At 68.7% G+C, this 18398-nt stretch carries 17 protein-coding genes; 6 read left to right on the forward strand and 11 right to left on the reverse strand.

Annotation, left to right across the window (positions count from 1 at the left end):
- Positions 1 to 60: 60 nt before the first annotated feature.
- Positions 61 to 945, forward strand: coding sequence for a LysR family transcriptional regulator (locus CFB45_RS14650; protein WP_089426204.1), 885 nt, complete (start codon positions 61 to 63; stop codon positions 943 to 945).
- 26 nt (positions 946 to 971) lie between these two features.
- Here the strand turns inward: CFB45_RS14650 and CFB45_RS14655 are convergent, their stop codons facing one another.
- The 8 genes from CFB45_RS14655 to CFB45_RS14690 form a co-directional block, all read right to left on the reverse strand.
- Positions 972 to 2084, reverse strand: coding sequence for an ABC transporter ATP-binding protein (locus CFB45_RS14655; protein ID WP_089426205.1), 1113 nt, complete (start codon positions 2082 to 2084; stop codon positions 972 to 974).
- 62 nt (positions 2085 to 2146) lie between these two features.
- Positions 2147 to 2833, reverse strand: a complete 687-nt coding sequence (locus CFB45_RS14660) for an HAD family hydrolase (RefSeq protein WP_089426206.1) — start codon at positions 2831 to 2833, stop codon at positions 2147 to 2149.
- The gene (locus tag CFB45_RS14665; protein ID WP_011353034.1) at positions 2830 to 3681 is read right to left on the reverse strand and encodes a carbohydrate ABC transporter permease; all 852 of its coding nucleotides are present in this window, start codon (positions 3679 to 3681) and stop codon (positions 2830 to 2832) included. Before CFB45_RS14665 ends, CFB45_RS14660 begins: the two co-directional genes overlap by 4 nt.
- Positions 3678 to 4631, reverse strand: coding sequence for a carbohydrate ABC transporter permease (locus tag CFB45_RS14670; protein WP_089426207.1), 954 nt, complete (start codon positions 4629 to 4631; stop codon positions 3678 to 3680). Before CFB45_RS14670 ends, CFB45_RS14665 begins: the two co-directional genes overlap by 4 nt.
- A 98-nt stretch (positions 4632 to 4729) precedes the next feature.
- The gene (locus tag CFB45_RS14675; protein ID WP_089426208.1) at positions 4730 to 6055 is read right to left on the reverse strand and encodes an ABC transporter substrate-binding protein; all 1326 of its coding nucleotides are present in this window, start codon (positions 6053 to 6055) and stop codon (positions 4730 to 4732) included.
- Between the two features lie 58 nt (positions 6056 to 6113).
- Positions 6114 to 7472: a D-tagatose-bisphosphate aldolase, class II, non-catalytic subunit gene (locus CFB45_RS14680; RefSeq protein WP_089426209.1), complete on the reverse strand. Its 1359-nt coding sequence runs from the start codon at positions 7470 to 7472 to the stop codon at positions 6114 to 6116.
- Entirely contained in the window at positions 7460 to 8416 is a 957-nt protein-coding gene (locus CFB45_RS14685; RefSeq protein WP_089426210.1) for a sugar kinase, read from the reverse strand. Before CFB45_RS14685 ends, CFB45_RS14680 begins: the two co-directional genes overlap by 13 nt.
- A gap of 96 nt (positions 8417 to 8512) precedes the next feature.
- Positions 8513 to 9289: an L-iditol 2-dehydrogenase gene (locus tag CFB45_RS14690; protein ID WP_089426211.1), complete on the reverse strand. Its 777-nt coding sequence runs from the start codon at positions 9287 to 9289 to the stop codon at positions 8513 to 8515.
- A 329-nt stretch (positions 9290 to 9618) separates the two neighbouring features.
- On the opposite strand from CFB45_RS14690, the gene CFB45_RS14695 reads away from it, so the two are divergent.
- Genes CFB45_RS14695 through CFB45_RS14710 form a run of 4 tightly spaced genes read left to right on the forward strand, consistent with a single transcriptional unit; the run spans position 9619 to position 12722 of the window.
- A complete protein-coding gene (locus tag CFB45_RS14695; protein ID WP_011353040.1) occupies positions 9619 to 10080 on the forward strand; it encodes a Fur family transcriptional regulator in 462 nt (153 codons plus the stop codon).
- A gap of 46 nt (positions 10081 to 10126) precedes the next feature.
- Positions 10127 to 11041, forward strand: a complete 915-nt coding sequence (locus CFB45_RS14700; protein ID WP_089426212.1) for a metal ABC transporter solute-binding protein, Zn/Mn family — start codon at positions 10127 to 10129, stop codon at positions 11039 to 11041.
- Between the two features lie 15 nt (positions 11042 to 11056).
- Entirely contained in the window at positions 11057 to 11947 is an 891-nt protein-coding gene (locus CFB45_RS14705) for an ABC transporter ATP-binding protein (protein ID WP_089426213.1), read from the forward strand.
- Positions 11940 to 12722, forward strand: coding sequence for a metal ABC transporter permease (locus CFB45_RS14710; RefSeq protein ID WP_027789245.1), 783 nt, complete (start codon positions 11940 to 11942; stop codon positions 12720 to 12722). Before CFB45_RS14705 ends, CFB45_RS14710 begins: the two co-directional genes overlap by 8 nt.
- Positions 12723 to 12860: 138 nt before the next feature.
- Here CFB45_RS14710 and fghA read toward each other — a convergent pair whose 3' ends face one another.
- From fghA to CFB45_RS14730, 3 genes are all read right to left on the reverse strand, one after another.
- A complete protein-coding gene (gene fghA / locus CFB45_RS14715) occupies positions 12861 to 13709 on the reverse strand; it encodes an S-formylglutathione hydrolase (protein ID WP_089426214.1) in 849 nt (282 codons plus the stop codon).
- A gap of 16 nt (positions 13710 to 13725) precedes the next feature.
- Positions 13726 to 14832: an S-(hydroxymethyl)glutathione dehydrogenase/class III alcohol dehydrogenase gene (locus tag CFB45_RS14720; RefSeq protein WP_011353045.1), complete on the reverse strand. Its 1107-nt coding sequence runs from the start codon at positions 14830 to 14832 to the stop codon at positions 13726 to 13728.
- A 275-nt stretch (positions 14833 to 15107) separates the two neighbouring features.
- Complete coding sequence (locus CFB45_RS14730; RefSeq protein WP_089426216.1) at positions 15108 to 16559, reverse strand: FGGY family carbohydrate kinase; 1452 nt, start codon at positions 16557 to 16559, stop codon at positions 15108 to 15110.
- Positions 16560 to 16998: 439 nt separating this feature from the next.
- Here CFB45_RS14730 and CFB45_RS14735 point away from each other — a divergent pair, with 439 nt between their 5' ends.
- The gene (locus CFB45_RS14735; protein ID WP_174972934.1) at positions 16999 to 18375 is read left to right on the forward strand and encodes a nucleobase:cation symporter-2 family protein; all 1377 of its coding nucleotides are present in this window, start codon (positions 16999 to 17001) and stop codon (positions 18373 to 18375) included.
- The last annotated feature ends 23 nt before the right edge of the window (positions 18376 to 18398 follow it).

The raw sequence follows: 18398 nt of genomic DNA on the forward strand, positions 1-18398 counted from the left end.
GAAAAACCGGGGTAGAGTTCCGGACACTCCGGACATCGATGTCCGCAATCGGGAACCTGCATGGAAAATCTGGGCGGTTTCGTCGTATTCGTTCAGGTCGCGGAAACGCGCAGCTTCGTCGCGGCCGGCCGCGCGCTCGGGCTGTCGGCGTCGGCGATCGGCAAGCGCATCGCGCGCCTGGAAGCACGCCTGAACGTGCGGCTGTTTCACCGCAGCACGCGCAGCATCACGCTGACGGCCGAAGGCGCGCGCTTTCTCGAACGGTGCCGGCGCGTGATCGCGGAGATCGATGCGGCCGAGCAGGAACTGACGCACAGCGCCGAAGCGCCGCGCGGGCGGATACGCGTAAGCCTGCCGACGATCGGCACGCTACTGCTGCCGATGCTCGCCGATTTCATGGCCGCGTATCCGGAGATCGAGCTCGACATCGATTTCAGCGACCGGCTCGTCGACGTGATCGACGAAGGGTTCGACGCGGTGCTGCGCACCGGCCAGCCGTCGGATTCGCGGCTGTCGTCGCGGCTGCTCGGCCATTTCCGCCAGCACCTCGTCGCGTCGCCCGGCTATCTCGAGCGGCATGGCACGCCGCGCACGCCGGCCGATCTCGTGCGGCACCGCTGCCTGCACTACCGCTTCCCCAGCAGCGGCCGGCTCGAGACCTGGCCGTTGCGCGCGCCGCGCGCCGGCACGCCGCCGGAGGTGCCGGTATCGATGGTCAGCAACAACGCGGAAACACGGCTGTGCTTCGCGCTGCGCGGGCTCGGCATCGCCTGCCTGCCCGAGTTTTTCGTACACGACGCGCTGGCCGACGGCACGCTGCGCCCGGTGCTCGACGAACACGTCGAGAGCCGCACGCCGTTCTACGTACTGTGGCCGTCAGGCCGCCATCCGACGCCGAAGCTGCGCGCGTTCGTCGACTACGTGGCCGAGCACCTGCGCCTCTGAGCACCGCAGGCGCACGTGCCGGCGCGTCACGCCGCCTTCGCGTGCACGCTCAGCCGCCGGAACGCCTGCCCGTTTTCGTCGAACAGATGGCAGTGCTCGGCCTGCGCATGCACGCGCAGCGCGTCGCCGGTGCGGTACGTGTCGAGCGGCGGAATCCGCGCGATCAGCCCGTCCGGCGCGACAGCTGACTCCGCATACAGATACGCGGCGTCACCGAGCGACTCGACGGCCATCGTCCGCGCGGCGACGCCCGCCGCCGCCGCCGCATCGACCAGCAGGTGCTCGGGCCGCACGCCGACCGTCACCGCGGCGCCGCGCTGCAAGCCCGCTGCTTCGACCGCGACGCGCTGCGTCTCGCCGCTGTCGAAACGCACGAGCACGCCGCCCGCGTCGACCGCTTCGACGGTGCCCTTCAGGAAATTCATCTTCGGCGAGCCGATGAAGCCCGCGACGAACTGGTTCGCCGGCGCGTGGTACAGCTCGTTCGGTGTGCCGACCTGCTGCACCGCGCCGCCCGACAGCACGACGATCTTGTCGGCGAGCGTCATCGCCTCGACCTGGTCGTGCGTCACGTAGATCATCGTCGTCTTCAGCTCGTCGTGCAGCCGCGCGAACTCCAGCCGCATCTTCACGCGCAGCGCCGCGTCGAGGTTCGACAGCGGCTCGTCGAACAGGAACACCTTCGGCTTGCGCGTGATCGCGCGGCCGATCGCGACGCGCTGCCGCTGGCCGCCCGACAGCTGCTTCGGCTTGCGGTCGAGCAGATGGTCGATGTGCAGGATCTTCGCGGCCTGCTTCACCGCCTGGTCGATCTCCGGCTTCTTCGCGCCCGCGAGCTTCAGGCCGAACGCCATGTTGTCGTACAGCGTCATGTGCGGGTACAGCGCATACGACTGGAACACCATCGCGATGCCGCGCTTCGCGCTCGGCACGTCGTTGACCTTCGCGCCGTCGATCAGCAGGTCGCCGCTCGAAATATCCTCGAGGCCGGCGATCATCCGCATCAGCGTGGATTTGCCGCAGCCGCTCGGGCCGACGAACACGACGAATTCGCCGTCGGCGATGTCGAGGTTCACGTTGCGCAGCACTTCGGTGTCGTCGTAGCGCTTCGCGATGTTGCGCAGGAGCACGCTTGCCATGATCTGTCTCCGTTCGTTCGTGATGCGCCGCGTCGAACGCGGCGCGCAATCATTCGTGGTGGCTAGTTCGGCAGCACCGCACCGGTCGCCTGCCAGCGCGCGACGTACCCGGGCAGCTCGTGCATGTCGTCGAATACGTGACGCGCGCCGATCCCGCGCAACGCGTCGATCTGCGCGGCCGACGCATGCCCGCCGCCGACGAAGCCGAGCACGGTCATGCCGGCCGCGGCGGCCGCGGTGATGCCGGTCACGCTGTCCTCGACCACGAGGCACCGGGCCGGCGCGACGCCAAGCGTGCGCGCCGCCGCGAGATACACGTCGGGCGCCGGCTTCGGCCGCGCGACGGCGTCCGCGCAGAACAGCCGGTCGCCGAAGAAGCGCGCGAGGCCCGTGCGGGTCAGCGCCGCCTCGACGTACGCGCGGTAGCTGTTGCTCGCACAGGCCGTCGTCAGTTCGATCGCGGCCAGCGCCGCATCGATGCCGTCGACCATCGGCGCGTTGACGGCCGCCGCCTCGACCGCGGCGCGGATCTCGACGACGTCGTCGTTCGACAGCGTGCGGCCGAGCGCGTCGCATGCGCCGGCCAGCACGCGCTCGATGCGCAGCCCGAGCAGCGGCATCACGGCCGGCCGCGCATCCGCGCCCGGCCAGCGGGCATCGAGTTCGCGCACGAGCACGTCGGCCGCCACCGCCTCGCTGTCGATCAGCACGCCGTCGCAATCGCAGATCAGGACGTTCGTCGCGGTCATTTGACGGCTCCGAACGTGAGCCCGCGCACGAGCTGCTTCTGCGACAGCCAGCCGACGATCAGGATCGGCGCGACCGCGAGCAGCGACGCCGCGGACAGCTTCGCCCAGAACAGCCCCTCGGGGCTCGAGTACGACGCGATGAACACGGTCAGCGGCGCCGCATTCGAGCTCGACAGGTTGATGCTCCAGAACGCCTCGTTCCACGACAGGATCACGAGCAGCAGCGCGGTGGACGCGAGCCCCGGCAGCGCCATCGGCATCAGCAGGTACACGATCTCCTGCCACGTCGACGCGCCGTCGATCCGCCCGGCTTCGAGGATGTCCTTCGGGATCTCGTTGAAGTACGTGAAGGTCATCCACACCGCGATCGGCAGGTTGATCAGCGTGTAGACGATCACGAGGCCCGACACGGTATCGAGCAGCCCCGCGTTCTTCCACAGCAGGTAGATCGGCACCAGCACGCCGACCGACGGCATCATCTTGGTCGACAGCATCCACAGCAGCACCTTCTGCGTGCGGTGGTTCGGGAAGAACGCCATCGCATACGCGGCCGGCACCGCGAACAGCAGCGAGATCACCGTGACGCCCGCCGAGATCAGCACCGAATTCCACGCGAACGCGAAGTAGTTGCTGCGCGCGAACACCTCGCGGAAGCTGTCGAGCGTCGGGATGAAGAACAGCGTCGACGCATACGCCTGCTGCTCGGTCTTGAACGCGGTGATCGCCATCCAGAAGATCGGGAAGAACAGCAGCAGCGCGATCAGCCACGCGAGCGTGCCGGGCAGCGCGCGCCGCACGAGGTCGAACACGGCCGGCACGCGCCGGCCCTCGAAGGTCAGGTCGCTCATTTGTCGTACTCTCCCTTCAGGTTGCGCGCGAGCATCCGCACGAGGAAGAACGACACGACGTTCGCGACCACCACGGCGATGATGCCGCCCGCGGACGCGAGGCCGACGTCGAACTGCTGCAGGCCGAGCGCGTAGATCAGGTAGGACAGGTTGGTCGTCGCGTTGCCGGGGCCGCCGCCGGTCGTCGTGTAGATCTCCGCGAAGATCGACAGCAGGAAGATCGTCTCCATCATCACGACCACGGCGATCGCACGCTTCAGGTGCGGCAGCGTGATGTAGAAGAACATCGCGATCGGGCCCGCGCCGTCGATGCGCGCGGCTTCCTTCTGCTCCTGGTCCAGCGACTGGATCGCGGTGAACAGGATCAGGAACGCGAACGGCAGCCACTGCCACGCGACGATGACGATCACCGCGGTGAGCGGGTAATCGGCGAACCAGTCGACCGGCGTCATCCCGAGCGCGCGCATCGCGTTCGCGACGAGCCCGTACACGGGGTGCAGGATCATGTTCTTCCAGATCAGCGCGGACACCGTCGGCATCACGAAGAACGGCGCGATCGCGAGCAGGCGTGCGACGCCCTGCCCGTAGAACTTGCGGTCGAACAGCACGGCCATCAGCACGCCGCCGATCACCGTGATCGCGAGCACCGCGCCGATCAGCACGAGCGTGTGCCAGATCGCGGGCAGGAACGACGGATCGGTCGCGAGGAAGCGGTAGTTGTCGAACCCGGCGAAGCCCTTCACGTCCGGGTTCAGCAGGTTGTAGCGCGAGAACGAATACCAGATCGTCATCGCGAGCGGAATCGACATCCACAGCAGCAGCACCGCGACGGACGGCGAGACGAGCCAGCTCGCGCCGCCGCGCGCGCGGCGCGGCGCGCCGGGCGGTGACGACGCGTCGCCGACCGACGGCGCGTGAGCGTGGCTCAGGGGAAGACGCAGGTGACGCATGATCGGAGTCCCTCCGGTTGATGCGCGGGCGCGAAGGCCTGCCCGCCTGTCAGCTCGACGACACGCACCGTGCGCCACCGCGCACGGTGCGGGCCGCGTTACTTCTTGTAGCCGGCCTGCCGCACCGCGCGGTCGGCGGCGGCCTGCCCGGCGGCAAGCGCCTGGTCGACCGACATCTGGCCGGCGACTGCACCCGCGATCGACTGGCCGACCACCGTGCCGAACGACTGGAATTCAGGAATCCCGACGTACTGCACGCCCGTGTACGGCACCTTCTTCAGCGACGGATCGTTCGGGTCGGCGGTCTCGATCGCCTTCAGCACGAAGTCCGAGAACGGCGCGGCAGCCTTGTACTCGGGGCGCTGATACGTCGACGTGCGCGTGCCCGGCGGCACCGACGCCCAGCCCTCGTCCTTGCCGACCATCTCGATGTACTGCTTCGACGTCGCCCACGCGATGAACTTGCGTGCGGCGTCCTGCTGCTTCGACGTCTTCGGCACGGCCAGCGCCCACGCCCACAGCCAGTGCGACCCCTTCGGCGTGGCGGCGACCGGCGCGGCCGCGAAGCCGATCCTGTCGGCCACCTGCGACTGCTGTTTGTTATAGAGCATCCCGGCCGCGACCGTCGCGTCGATCCACATCGCGCACTTGCCCGACGCAGTGAGGGTCAGGTTCTCGTTGAAGCCGTTCGAGCTCGCTCCCGGCGGGCCGTTCTTCTTCAGCAGGTTCACGTAGAAATTGATCGCCTTCTTCCACTCGGGCGAAGTGAGTTGCGCATTCCAGTTCTCGTCGAACCAGCGCCCGCCGAACGTGTTCACGACCGTCGACACGTACGCCATGTTCTCGCCCCACCCGGCCTTGCCGCGCAGGCAGATCCCGTAGGTGCCCTTCGCCTTGTCGGTGAGCTTGTCCGCGAATTCCGCGATCTGGTCGTAGGTCGGCTGGTCGGGCATCTTCAGCCCCTTCGCCGCGAACAGGTCCTTGCGGTAGAACGTCATCGAGCTTTCGACATAGAACGGCAGCGCGTACAGCTGGCCGTTGTACGACAGGCTGTCGCGCGCGGTCTTCACGATGTCGTTCAGGTCGTAGTCGGCAGGCAGGCCCGTCATCGGCGCGAGCCAGCCGCGCTTGCCCCACTGCGGCGTCTCGTAGGTGCCGATCGCCATCACGTCGAACTGGCCGCTGCCGGTCGTGATATCGGTCGTCGCGCGCTGGCGCAGCACGTTCTCCTCGAGGATCACCCAGTTCAGCTTGATGTCCGGGTTCGCCTTCTCGAAGGCCGGCGACAGCTTCTTCAGCTCGATCATGTCGGGATTGTTCAGCGTCGCGATCGTCAGCGTGCCGGCGGACGCGGCGCAGGCCGCCGTCGCGAGCGCGGCTCCGGCGAAGCAGCGTGCGGCGGCGTCGAGCATCTTTCGTTGCATGGCATGTCTCCTGTGTTTGTTCGAAGTGTCGTCGGTACTGCGTTTCCTTCGCGGCCCATCACGTCGGCCGCTGCATTCCGCACGCGCGCGCATAGTGCGCGATCACGTCGCGTATCCGGTGCCGCACCCACGCGCGCGGCGCTTTCGCGAGGCCGCCCGCGCGGCAGGCCGCGTACACGTCCGGCAACCACTGCGCGACGAGCGTTTCCGGCACCGGCTGCCGCGCGAGGTTGTCGAACAGTTGCTCGACCGCGGCCGCGACGGACGGCTGCAGCCAGTAGTAGCGGATCCGGTCGCTGTAGCTGAACTGGCGCGCGAGCCGCTGCTCGGTCTCGTCGCCGCGGTAATACGGTGCCCAGTGCTCGGGCTGCGCGCGCATCGCGGCGTCGACGACGTCGCGCAACCGCGAGCGCTGCGCGACGTCGTCGATCAATGCATCCTCGATGAAGGTCAGCGCGAACAGCGCCTCGCGCAGCGCGAACGTCAGCGCGGGGCCGACCTTCAGCACCGCGAAGTGGTCGCGCACGAGCGCGGCGAGCGCACCCTCGGTCTGGTAGTCGGTCGAATGCGCTTCGAACACGAGGCCCGGTGTCTGCAGGATACTCGCGCCGAGCGACGCGGCCTTGGCGCTGTCGTAGTCGAGCACGTGGCGATCGTCGAAGTCGACCCCCGGCTGCGCGACGATCGCGACGACACGCGTCCACGCATCGTCGAGCCCGGCCGCCGCGAACGCGTGGCGGTGCGCATCGAGCGTCGCCGCGATGCTGTCGCTGCGCGTGACGGCGATCTGCGCGATCGCTGCTTCGCCGTCGTCGCCGTGGCCGCTGACTTCGCCGCCCGGCGTCGGCACCTCGGTGCCGATCACGTAGACGGGCGCGAGGCCGGCGCGCGCTGCCGCGTCTTCCGCCGCGCGGCACAGCTCGGCCGCGCGCGCGGCGATCGTGCGATCGTCGAGCCGCGCCGGATCGTCCGCGCACGCCATGCTCGCATCGAGGTGGATCTTTTCGAAGCCGGCTTCGACGTATGCGGCGACCATCGCACTCGCTTCGCGCATCGCATCGGCCGCGCGGCGATGCCGCCACGGGTTCGGGCCGAGATGGTCGCCGCCGAGCACGAGCGCCGACGGCGGCAGCCCGCAGCGCTGCGCGATCGCGTCCACGTCGCGGCGGAAATCGGCAGGCGTCATGCCCGTATAGCCGCCGAGATGGTTCACCTGGTTGCAGGTCGCCTCGATCAGCAACGGCGAGCCGTCCGCGCGCGCCGCTTCGCACGCGGCCTCCAGCACGAGCCGGTGCGCGCTGCAGATCGAATAGATGCCGCGCTGCGCGTTAGCGCGGTTTGCGTCGAAGATCATCCGCAGCACGGCGTCCGCGTGCGCGGTGCGCGAACGTTCGGCGAAGGTCGTCAGGCCGGACATGCGATACCTCGTTCGGTCAGGAAACGGTCGATTTCGGCCGCGCTGCTGTTGCCCTCCATCGGGCCGCGCCGCGTGACCGCGATCGCCCCGGCCGCGTTCGCGCGGCGCAGCGCGACCTCGATCGGCACGCCGGCGACGAGGCTCGCGACCAGCGTGCCGCCGAAGCAGTCGCCGGCGCCGGTCGGATCGACTTCGTCGACCTGGAACGCCGGCGCTTCCGCACGGTTCGCTCGATCGAATGCGACGCTGCCTTGCGCACCGCGTTTCAGCACGACCCGCTCGAGCAGCGGATGCGTCGCGAGCAGGCCCGCGATCGCCCGCTCGGCCGGCTGCGGCCCGCAGAAGAACGGCAGGTCGGCTTCGCTCGGCAGGAACAGGTGGCACGCGGCGAGCATCGCGTCGAGCGCCGCGCGCATCGGGCGAAAACTCAGCATTTCGGGCCGCACGTTCGGATCGAACGACACCTTGGCGCCGGCGCGCGCGGCCTCGATCACGCCGCGCTGCACGGCCGCGATCGCCGATTCGCTCGTCAGCGACGAGCCCATCACATGGAAATAGCGGCAGCCGTCGAACATCGCGGTATCGACATCGGAATCGTCGACACACGCGGCCGCACTGGTGGACAGCGTGAACACGAAGCTGCGCGAGCCGTCGTCGCGATACGCGACGAACGCGGTGCCGGTCGGGCGTGCGACGCGACGGATGCGCGCGACGTCGACACCATCGCGTTCGAGCCGCGCGACGATCGCGTCGCCGAATGCGTCGCGACCGACGCAGCCCGCATACGCAACACGTGCGCCAAGCCGCGCGGCCTGGTCGGCGAAGATCGCCGGCGCACCGCTCGGGAACGGCCCCTCGAACAGGCCCGGCGTATCGAAACCCTGGCCGCGCTCGGCGGCGACGAATTCGGCGAGCAGTTCGCCTGCCACGACGATCTCGGCCATCAGGCGAGCCCTCCTCGTTCGACGGCGGCCGCGACGTGCACGACAACGGCCTCGTCTCGGGCCGGCCGGCGGGTGGCGCGTGCGAGCGGCGCCATATCAGCTCATCCAGTTGCCGCCGTCGACGTTCAGCGTCTGGGCGGTGATGTAATCAGCGTCGGACGACGCGAGGAACAGCGCGGCACCCGTCAGGTCGCCCGGCACGCCCATGCGGCCGAGCGGCACGGCTTCGCCCACCAGCCGCTTCTTCTCGCCGAGCGGCCGGTTCTCGTAGCGCGCGAACAGCGCATCGACCTGCTCCCACATCGGCGTGTCGACGACACCCGGCGCGATGCCGTTCACGTTGATCCGGTGCGGCGCGAGCGCGAGCGCGGCCGACTGCGTGTAGCTGATCACCGCGGCCTTGGTCGCGCAGTAGTGCGAAACGAGCGCCTCGCCACGACGCCCGGCCTGCGACGACATGTTGACGATCTTGCCGCCACGGCCCTGCTCGACCATCCGCTGCGCGACGGCCTGCATCAGGAAGAACAGCCCTTTCACGTTGACCGAGAACAGCCGGTCGAACACGTCCCACGATTCGTCGAGGATCGGCCGCATGTCGAACAGCGCCGCGTTGTTGAACAGGATGTCGACGCCGCCGAAGCGCTCGACCGCCGTGGTGACGATCCGCTCGATGTCGTCGCGGCGCGTGACGTCCGCGGTGACGGCCACCGCGCGGCCGGGGTTCGCCTCGATGAGCCGCGCGAGCGAGCCGCCTGCCGGCTTCAGGTCGACGAGCACGCAGCGTGCGCCCTCGTCCAGATAGCGTTGCGCGACCGCCTCGCCGATGCCGCTTGCGGCGCCCGTCAGGATTGCGACCTTGTCTTCCAGTCTCACTGGCTGTCTCCGGTTCGTTCTGCTTGTCGACGGCCGCGAGGTGAGCGAACGCTCGCCAACCGATCAATTGCTCTGTTAGTGATCGAATGATCGGACACGCGATTCGCGCTGTCAAGGCGACGTGACGGCTTTCTATGACGCGCTGCGGCACAACGGCGCAGCGTGGCGGCCCGCCGCGCACACCCGGCAAGGCGTAGCGCACACGGTGCGGCGCGGTCGTAGCGGCGATGAAGGGGACGGAGCGAGGACGGAAACGGGATTTCGCGCTGCACGGCGCGGCGATACGTTATATCATCGCCATACTTTGTTTCATCGCCCTGCTTCACGCCATGGCTACCTCATCGTCCATTGACGCCCGGCTGTCCCGGGCCGACGCATTCGCCGCCGAGCACGGGCTCGCGTGGACGCCGCTGCGCCGCCAGGTCTACGAACGCGTGCTGGCCGCGCAGCGCCCGATCGGCGCGTACGACCTGCTCGCCGAGCTCGAGCCGCAGCGCGGCCGCGTGCCGCCCACGACCGTCTACCGCGCCCTGGATTTCCTCGTCGAGCACGGCTTCATCCACCGGATCGAATCGAAGAACGCGTTCTTCGCGTGCTGCGAGATCGGCGTGCCGCACGAAGGCCAGTTCCTGATCTGCGACTCGTGCGGCGACACCGTCGAGATTCCCGGCGGCGACCTCGCGAAGCAGTTGTCCGCGAGCGAGCCCGCGCACGGTTTCGAAGTCCACCACCAGGTCGTCGAGCTGAGCGGCCTGTGCGGGCACTGCAAGCACAAGCCCGTGCAACGCTGACGCGTTTCGCGCGGCGCCCGCGCCGCCCCTTCCAACGAGGAGTTCCATGTCCATTGCCCTGAAGCGCGCGCCGCGGCGCGCCCTGTCGCCTGTCCGCTGGCTCGCCGCCACCGTTGCCGCCCTGTCGCTCGCGGCGCCCGCGTTGGCGCAGGCCGCGACCGTCAACGTCGTGGCTGCCGAGAATTTCTACGGCGACGTCGCGTCGCAGATCGGCGGCAGCCATGTCGCGGTGACGAGCATCCTCAGCAATCCGGACCAGGATCCGCACCTGTTCGAAGCGAGCCCGAAGACCGCCCGGGCGCTCCAGCACGCGCAGGTCGTGATCTACAACGGCGCCAACTACGATCCGTGGATGAGCAAGCTGCTCGGCGCGTCGAAGCAGGCCAAGCGCGCGACGATCGTCGTCGCCGATCTGGTCGGCAAGAAGGCCGGCGACAACCCGCACCTGTGGTACGACCCGGCGACGATGCCGGCCGCCGCGCGCGCGATCGCGGCCGAGCTCGGCCGCGCCGACCCGGCGAACAAGGCCGAATACGATGCGAACCTGCAGAAGTTCGTCGCGTCGCTCAAGCCCGTCGACGACAAGGTCGCCGCGCTGCGCGCGCAGTACAAGGGCGTGCCGGTGACGGCCACCGAGCCCGTGTTCGGCTACATGTCCGACGCGATCGGCCTCGACATGCGCAACCAGCGCTTCCAGCTCGCGACGATGAACGACACCGAAGCCAGCGCCCAGGACGTCGCCGCATTCGAGAACGACCTGCGCAAGAAGCAGGTGCGCGTGCTGATCTACAACAGCCAGGCCGAAGAACCGATGACCAAGCGCATGCTGAAGATCGCGCGCGACGGCGGCGTACCGACCGTCAGCGTCACCGAGACGCAGCCGGCCGGCAAGACCTTCCAGCAATGGATGGCCGGCCAGCTCGACGCGCTCGCGGCCGCGCTGGCCGCCGGCAAGAAATAAACACTCCGTAACGACATGACCGTCACTCCTCACGCACTCGCCGTCGATCGCGTCACGCTCGAACTGGGCGGGCGCACGATCCTGCGCGACGTCAGCTTCTCGATCGAACCCGGCGAATTCGTCGGCGTGCTCGGGCCGAACGGCGCGGGCAAGACGACGCTGATGCGCGCGGTGCTCGGCCTCGTGCCCGTGTCGGCCGGCACGCTGTCCGTCGGCGGTGTGCCGGTCGTGCGCGGCAACGCGTCGATTGGCTACATGCCGCAGATCCGAAGCGGCCTCGCGAACCGCCGGATGCGCGGCTACGACTTCGTCGCGATGGCCGCCGACGGCCACCGCTGGGGGCTGCCGCACACGAACGCGGCGACGCGCCGCGACGTCGACCGCGTGCTCGACCTCGTCGGCGGCCCGACGCTCGCGCGCCGGCCGTTGTCGGAACTGTCCGGCGGCGAGCGGCAGCGCCTGCTGCTCGCGCAGTGCCTGCTCGGCAACCCGAAGCTGCTGCTGCTCGACGAGCCGCTGATCAGCCTCGACCCGAACCACCAGCGCGGCGTCGTCGAGCTCGTGCGCAACGTGCAGCGCGAGCTCGGCATCACCGTGCTGTTCTCCGCGCACGAACTGAATCCGCTGCTGAACGCGCTCGACCGCGTGCTGTATCTCGGCAACGGCGTGGCCGCGCTCGGCACCGTCGACGAGGTGATCACGAAGCCGGTGCTGTCACGGCTCTACGGTTCGCCGATCGACGTGATGCGCGTGAACGGCAAGATCTTCGTGATGTCGGGCGACGTCGAAATCGAGAAGCACGACCACGAACACGAGGACGACGACGGTCACTCGCACGGCGGTGGCGGCGGCCACGGCCATCACCACCACGGACACGCTCATCCCGGGCATTCGCACGATGTTTGAATACGACTTCATGATCAACGCCTTCGCGGCGTCGGGGATCGTCGCGGTGCTCGCGGGCATCGTTGGCTACTTCCTGGTGCTGCGCGGGCAGACCTTCGCCGGCCATGCACTGTCGCACGTCGGCTTCACCGGCGCGACGGGCGCGGTGCTGCTCGGCATCTCGCCGATCTGGGGGATGGTCGGCTTCACGCTCGCGGCCGGCATCGGGATGGGCGCGCTCGGCGAGAAGCTCGCGGGCCGCGACGTCGCGATCGGCGTGATCCTGTCCGGCGCGCTCGGCTTCGGCCTGCTGTTCCTGCATTTCTACACGTCGTTCGCGACGCAGGTCACCGCACTGCTGTTCGGCAACGTGCTCGCGGTGAGCCACGACACGCTCGCGGTGCTCGCCGGCATCGGCGCGGTGAGCCTGCTCGCGCTCGCGCTGATCGCACGGCCGCTGCTGTTCGCGTCGTTGCAGCCCGAACTGGCCGAAGCCAAGGGCGTGTCGCTGCGCACGGTGTCGATGCTGTTCCTCGCGGTGTGCGCGCTCGCGGTGGCCGCGGCGACGCAGATCGTCGGCGTGCTGCTGGTGTTCACGCTGCTGGTCGGGCCGGCTGCCGCCGCGCAGAACGTGACGACGCGGCTATCGACCGGCGTGCTGCTCGCCGCGCTGTTCGCGTTGTTCGAAGCGTGGCTCGGCATCGTGCTCGCGTATCACACCGACTGGCCGACGAGCTTCTGGATCACCGCGCTGTCGGCGCTCGTGTACGGCGCGAGCCTGTTGCGGCGCCACTGAGCACCGCCAGGCGGATTGCCGCCCGAAGGAAATAGAAAACGCCGGCGTGCCCGAGGGCAGCGCCGGCGTTTTTTCATGCGCCCGCGATCGTGCCGCGCGCCGTGTGCCGACGTAAGCGTTAGCTGCTTCCCTTCCCGCTCATCGTACGAGCACGCGCGCGTGATGCGCAATGTGATCGGCGATGAACGTCGAGATGAAGTAGTACCCGTGGTCGTAGCCCGGATGGCGGCGCAGCGTCAGCGGCTGGCCGGCCTTCGCGCACGCGGCTTCGAACACGTCGGGGTTCAGCTGGTTCGCGAGGAACTGATCGGCAAGACCCTGATCGATGAGGATGCCGTCCGCGAACTTCGGCGCGTCGGCACGCGCGACGAGTTCGCTCGCGTCGTGTGCCTTCCATGCTTCCCGATCGGCGCCCAGATAACCCGAGAACGCCTTCTCGCCCCACGGGCAGCGCGTCGGCGCGGCGATCGGCGCGAACGCCGACACCGACCGGTACAGGCCCGGATGGCGCAACGCGAGCGTCAGCGCACCGTGCCCGCCCATCGAGTGGCCGAAGATCCCCAACCGCGCGCCGTCGATCGGCAGCTCGGCCGCGACGAGCTCGCGCAGCTCGCCCGTCACGTACGACTCCATCCGGTAATGCGCGGACCACGGCGCCTCGGTCGCATCGACGTAGAAACCCGCGCCGACGCCGAAGTCCCACGCATCGGTCTCGCCCGGCACGCCCGCGCCGCGCGGGCTCGTGTCGGGCATCACGAGCGCGAGGCCGTGCTGCGCCGCGTATTGCTGCGCGCCGGCCTTGATCGCGAACGTCTCGTCGGTGCACGTGAGCCCCGCGAGATAGAACAGCGCCGGCACGCGGCCGTGCGCGGCCTGCGGCGGCAGGTACACCGAGAACTTCATCGGCAGGCCGATGGCCGCCGAATCGTGACGGTAGAAACGCTGCTCGCCGCCGTGGCACGCATGCGAGGAAACGAGTTCGAGCATCGCGGTGCGCTCCCGGTCAGTACAGCACGACCGAGCGGATCGACTCGCCGGCCTTCATCAGGTCGAAGCCTTCGTTGATCCGCTCGAGCGGCAGCGTGTGCGTGATCAGGTCGTCGATGTTGATCTTGCCTTCCATGTACCAGTCGACGATCTTCGGCACGTCGGTGCGGCCGCGCGCGCCGCCGAACGCCGAACCCTTCCACTCGCGGCCCGTCACGAGCTGGAACGGGCGCGTGCTGATTTCCTCGCCGGCTGCCGCCACGCCGATGATGAACGACTGGCCCCAGCCCTTGTGCGTGCATTCGAGCGCCTGGCGCATCAGCTTCACGTTGCCCACGCATTCGAACGAGTAGTCGGCGCCGCCGTCGGTCAGCTGCACGATGTGGTCGACCACGTTCTCGACTTCGTTCGGGTTGATGAAGTGCGTCATCCCGAACTTCTTCGCGAGCTCGACGCGCTTCGGGTTGATGTCGACGCCGATGATCTTGTCCGCGCCGACCATCTTCGCGCCCTGGATCACGTTCAGGCCGATGCCGCCGAGGCCGAACACGACGACGTTCGCGCCCGCCTCGACCTTCGCCGAGTACACGACCGCGCCGACGCCCGTCGTCACGCCGCAGCCGATGTAGCAGATCTTGTCGAACGGCGCGTCCTCGCGCACCTTCGCCACCGCGATCTCCGGCACGACGATGTAGTTCGAGAACGTGGACGTGCCCATGTAGTGGAACAGCGGCTTGCCGTCGAGCGAGAAGCGCGACGTCGCGTCGGGCATCAGGCCCTTGCCCTGCGTCGCGCGAATCTTCTGGCACAGGTTGGTCTTGCGCGACAGGCAGAACTTGCACTCGCGGCATTCCGGCGTGTAGAGCGGAATCACGTGGTCGCCCTTGCGCAGGGTGCCGACGCCGGGGCCGACGTCGACCACGACGCCCGCGCCTTCATGGCCGAGGATCGCCGGGAAGATCCCTTCCGGATCGGCGCCCGACAGCGTGTAGTAGTCGGTGTGACAGATGCCCGTCGCCTTCACCTCGATCAGCACTTCGCCGGCGCGCGGCCCTTCCAGATCGACTTCCTCGATCGTCAGCGGCGCGCCCGCCTTCCATGCAATCGCTGCTTTCGTCTTCATCGTGTGACTCCTGTCTGTGTGTGAGGTCGGCCCGGGTCGGCGCGTCAGCGCTCATGTCGGCCGGCGCGGGTGCGCGAGCACCGACGCCGGTTCCATGCTTCGCACCGGGTTCCAGGCAAAGCGGTCGAAGCCGTGCCGCGCGGCATCGCGCACGGCACGGCGAAAGAATCTCGTGCTCGCCATGATGGCCGGTCCGGCCGCGCATCGCGTGCGGGAAACGGTCGCCGGCTTGCCACGATGCGTCATCGCTGGCGCAAAAGAACAAGTGTTCGAGTTTAATCGCCCGTCGTGAACCATGCATCCGTTCGCGCATACAGATCGACGAAGCGTGCGTGGCGCGCGGCCAGCGCGCGATCGTCGCGCGGCGCGGCAACCGGCGACGCGGCCGGCGCCAGCGCGTGCAGCGCGTCTTCCCGCCAGTGCCCGATCGCGACGCCCGCGAGCAGCGCGGCGCCGCGCGTCGCGGCGTTCGGGCAGTCGATCGCGTGGAGCGACGCGCCGAGCGCATCGGCCAGCAACTGGCGCCAGCGCGGATCGACCGAGCCGCCGCCCGCGAGACGCAGCATCGCGACCGGATCGCCGCGCTCGGCATCGCGGATCGCATCGAGCCCGGCGCGCAACGCGAACGCGACGCCTTCGAACGCGGCGCGCATCATCGCGCCGCGCGTGTCGCCGAGCCCGAGGCCGAGCCAGCCGCCGCGCGCATCGGGGTTCATCCACGGCGAACGCTCGCCCGTCAGGTACGGCAGGAAGCACAGGCGTTCCGACGCCGCGTGGGCGAACGCGTCGTCATACGCATCGGCCCACTGCGCGTAGCCGAGCCAGCCGCGCACGGCTTCGAGCGCGAGCCCGACGTTCTGCATCGCGGCCATCGTGTAATAGCCGCCGCCGGCCGCCGCGCGATAGCGATGCAGCCCGCGTCGTGCGGGCGGTAGCGCATCCGCGAGCACGACGATCTGGCCGCCGCTGCCGGTCGTCAGCAGCGCGTCGCCGGCGGCGGCCAGCCCGCTGCCGAGCGCCGCGCATGCGGTGTCGGCCGCGCCCGCCGCCAGCGGCACGCCGGCCGGCAGGCCAAGCGCTGCGGCCGCCTGCGCGCCAAGCGTGCCGCAGCGCGCGCTCGACGGAAGAACCGGTGCGAACCGGTCGGCCGGCAGGCCGAGCGCGTCGATCAACGCGAGATCCCATGCACCGTCGGGTGTCGCGAGCGCGGTCGCGCACGCGTCGCTCGGATCGGCCGCGACGTCGCCGCCCAGCGCAATGCGCAGCCAGTCCTTCGGCTGCACGGCCCAGCGCGCGGCGCGCAGCGCTTCGGGTTCATGCGTGGCCAGCCAGCGCAACAGCGGGCCGGCCATGCCCGGCGCGACGGGGTTCGGGGCGAAGGGCAAGCCGGCGGCCGGCCAATCGGCCACGTCCGCTTCGCGCACCGCGCGCGTGTCGGGCCACAGCAGCGCGGGACGCACCGGCTGCCCGGCCGCGTCGATCAGCACGACACCGTGCATCTGCCCCGAGAACCCGATCGCCGCCACCTGCGCACGCTCGTCGGCCGGCAGCCGCGCGGCCGCGCGCACGAGCGCCTGCCACCACGTATCGGGCACGATCTCCGCCCAGCCGGGCTGCGGCGACGACAGCGCATAAGGTTCGCTCGCGACTGCCCGCTCGACGCCGTCGGCATCGAGCGTGACGAGTTTGACGGAGCCGGTGCCGAGGTCGATTCCGAGCAGGCGCATGACGTGAGGGCGAATTCGAATGAACGGATGTCGATGATAACGGGATCGTGATGCGCGCCCCGTTTTTTGCCGCTACCGCGGCGGGCCGAACACGCGGTCGCCGGCCGGGTTCCACCCGGCTGCACCTTGCAGGCAAAAGCGGCCGTTCGCGGGTTAACCCGGCACGATTTTTCCCAGGCACTTTTTGCCACTATGCCGCCCACCCGATACACACCATAAGGCGGCCTATATTTGACACGGGGGCCGGCGCTATTTTGAAGGGCTATAAAACCGGGGAACCTCACTCCTGCGGCCGTTTCCCGATGATCGACACCCTGTTCCATGCCGAAATGGCATATCGAACCAGCAAAGAACGGAATAGTACCCAGCGCTCTTGTTGCGTTGATTCATTCCGCATAACTTCGTATCACCCCGAAAACAAGATCATGGAGTGAGACAGATGCAATCGAACACGGTCCATCCGTGCGATGAGGTGCTGCCGACCGGCAAGCTGGTAACGCTTGGCCTGCAGCACGTCCTCGTCATGTACGCCGGCGCTGTCGCCGTGCCGCTTATCGTCGGCGCCGCGCTCAAGCTGCCGAAAGACCAGATCGCGTTCCTGATCAGCGCCGATCTGTTTTCGTGCGGCATCGCGACGCTGATCCAGACGCTCGGCCTGTGGATCTTCGGGATCCGCCTGCCCGTCATCATGGGCTGCACGTTCGCGGCAGTCGGCCCGATGATCGCGATCGGCACCAACCCCGGCCTCGGCATCCTCGACATCTTCGGCTCGACCATCGCGGCCGGCATCATCGGCATCGTGCTCGCGCCGATGATCGGCAAGCTGTTGCGGTTCTTCCCGCCCGTCGTCGTCGGCACCGTGATCGCAGTGATCGGGCTGTCGCTGATGGAAGTGGGCATCAACTGGGCAGCCGGCGGCGTCGGCAACCCCGAATACGGCAGCCCCGTCTATCTCGGCCTGTCGCTGCTCGTGCTTACGCTGATCCTGCTGATCAACAAGTACGGCCGCGGCTTCGTCGCGAACATCTCGGTGCTGCTCGGCATCGTCGCCGGCTTCGCGATCGCCTTCGCGATCGGCCGCGTGAATACCGACGGCGTCGCGCACGCACCTTGGGTCGGCTTCGTGATGCCGTTCCACTTCGGCCTGCCGCACTTCGACCCGCTGTCGATCGTGACGATGGTCACGGTGATGTTCGTCACGTTCATCGAATCGACCGGCATGTTCCTCGCGGTCGGCGACATGGTCGATCGCCCGGTCAACCAGGAGCGCCTCGTGCGCGGCCTGCGCGTCGACGGCCTCGGCACGCTGATCGGCGGCATCTTCAACTCGTTCCCGCATACGTCGTTCTCGCAGAACGTCGGCCTGATCGGCGTGACGGGCGTGAAGAGCCGTTTCGTGTGCGCCACCGGCGGCGTGATCCTCGTGCTGCTCGGCCTGTTCCCGAAGATGGCGCAGGTCGTCGCATCGGTGCCGCCGTTCGTGCTCGGCGGTGCGGGCATCGTGATGTTCGGGATGGTGGCGGCGAACGGCATCAAGGTGCTGTCGAAGGTCGACTTCGTGAACAACACGCACAACCTGTTCATCGTCGCCGTGAGCGTCGGCATGGGCCTCGTGCCGGTCGTGTCCCCGCACTTCTTCTCGAAGCTGCCGCCCGCGCTCGCGCCGATCCTGCACAGCGGCATTTTGCTGGCATCGGCGACGGCCGTGATCCTGAACATCGTGTTCAACGGCGTGAAAGGCGAGAAGGACGCACGCTGCGACATCCGTCGCGCCGGACATGACTTCGATGGGCGTCCCGCCGACGTGCACCACTGATCGCGTCGCGCCGGACGACGGCG

Source organism: Burkholderia sp. HI2500 (genome assembly GCF_002223055.1).
In the GTDB taxonomy this organism is placed as follows: Bacteria; Pseudomonadota; Gammaproteobacteria; order Burkholderiales; family Burkholderiaceae; genus Burkholderia.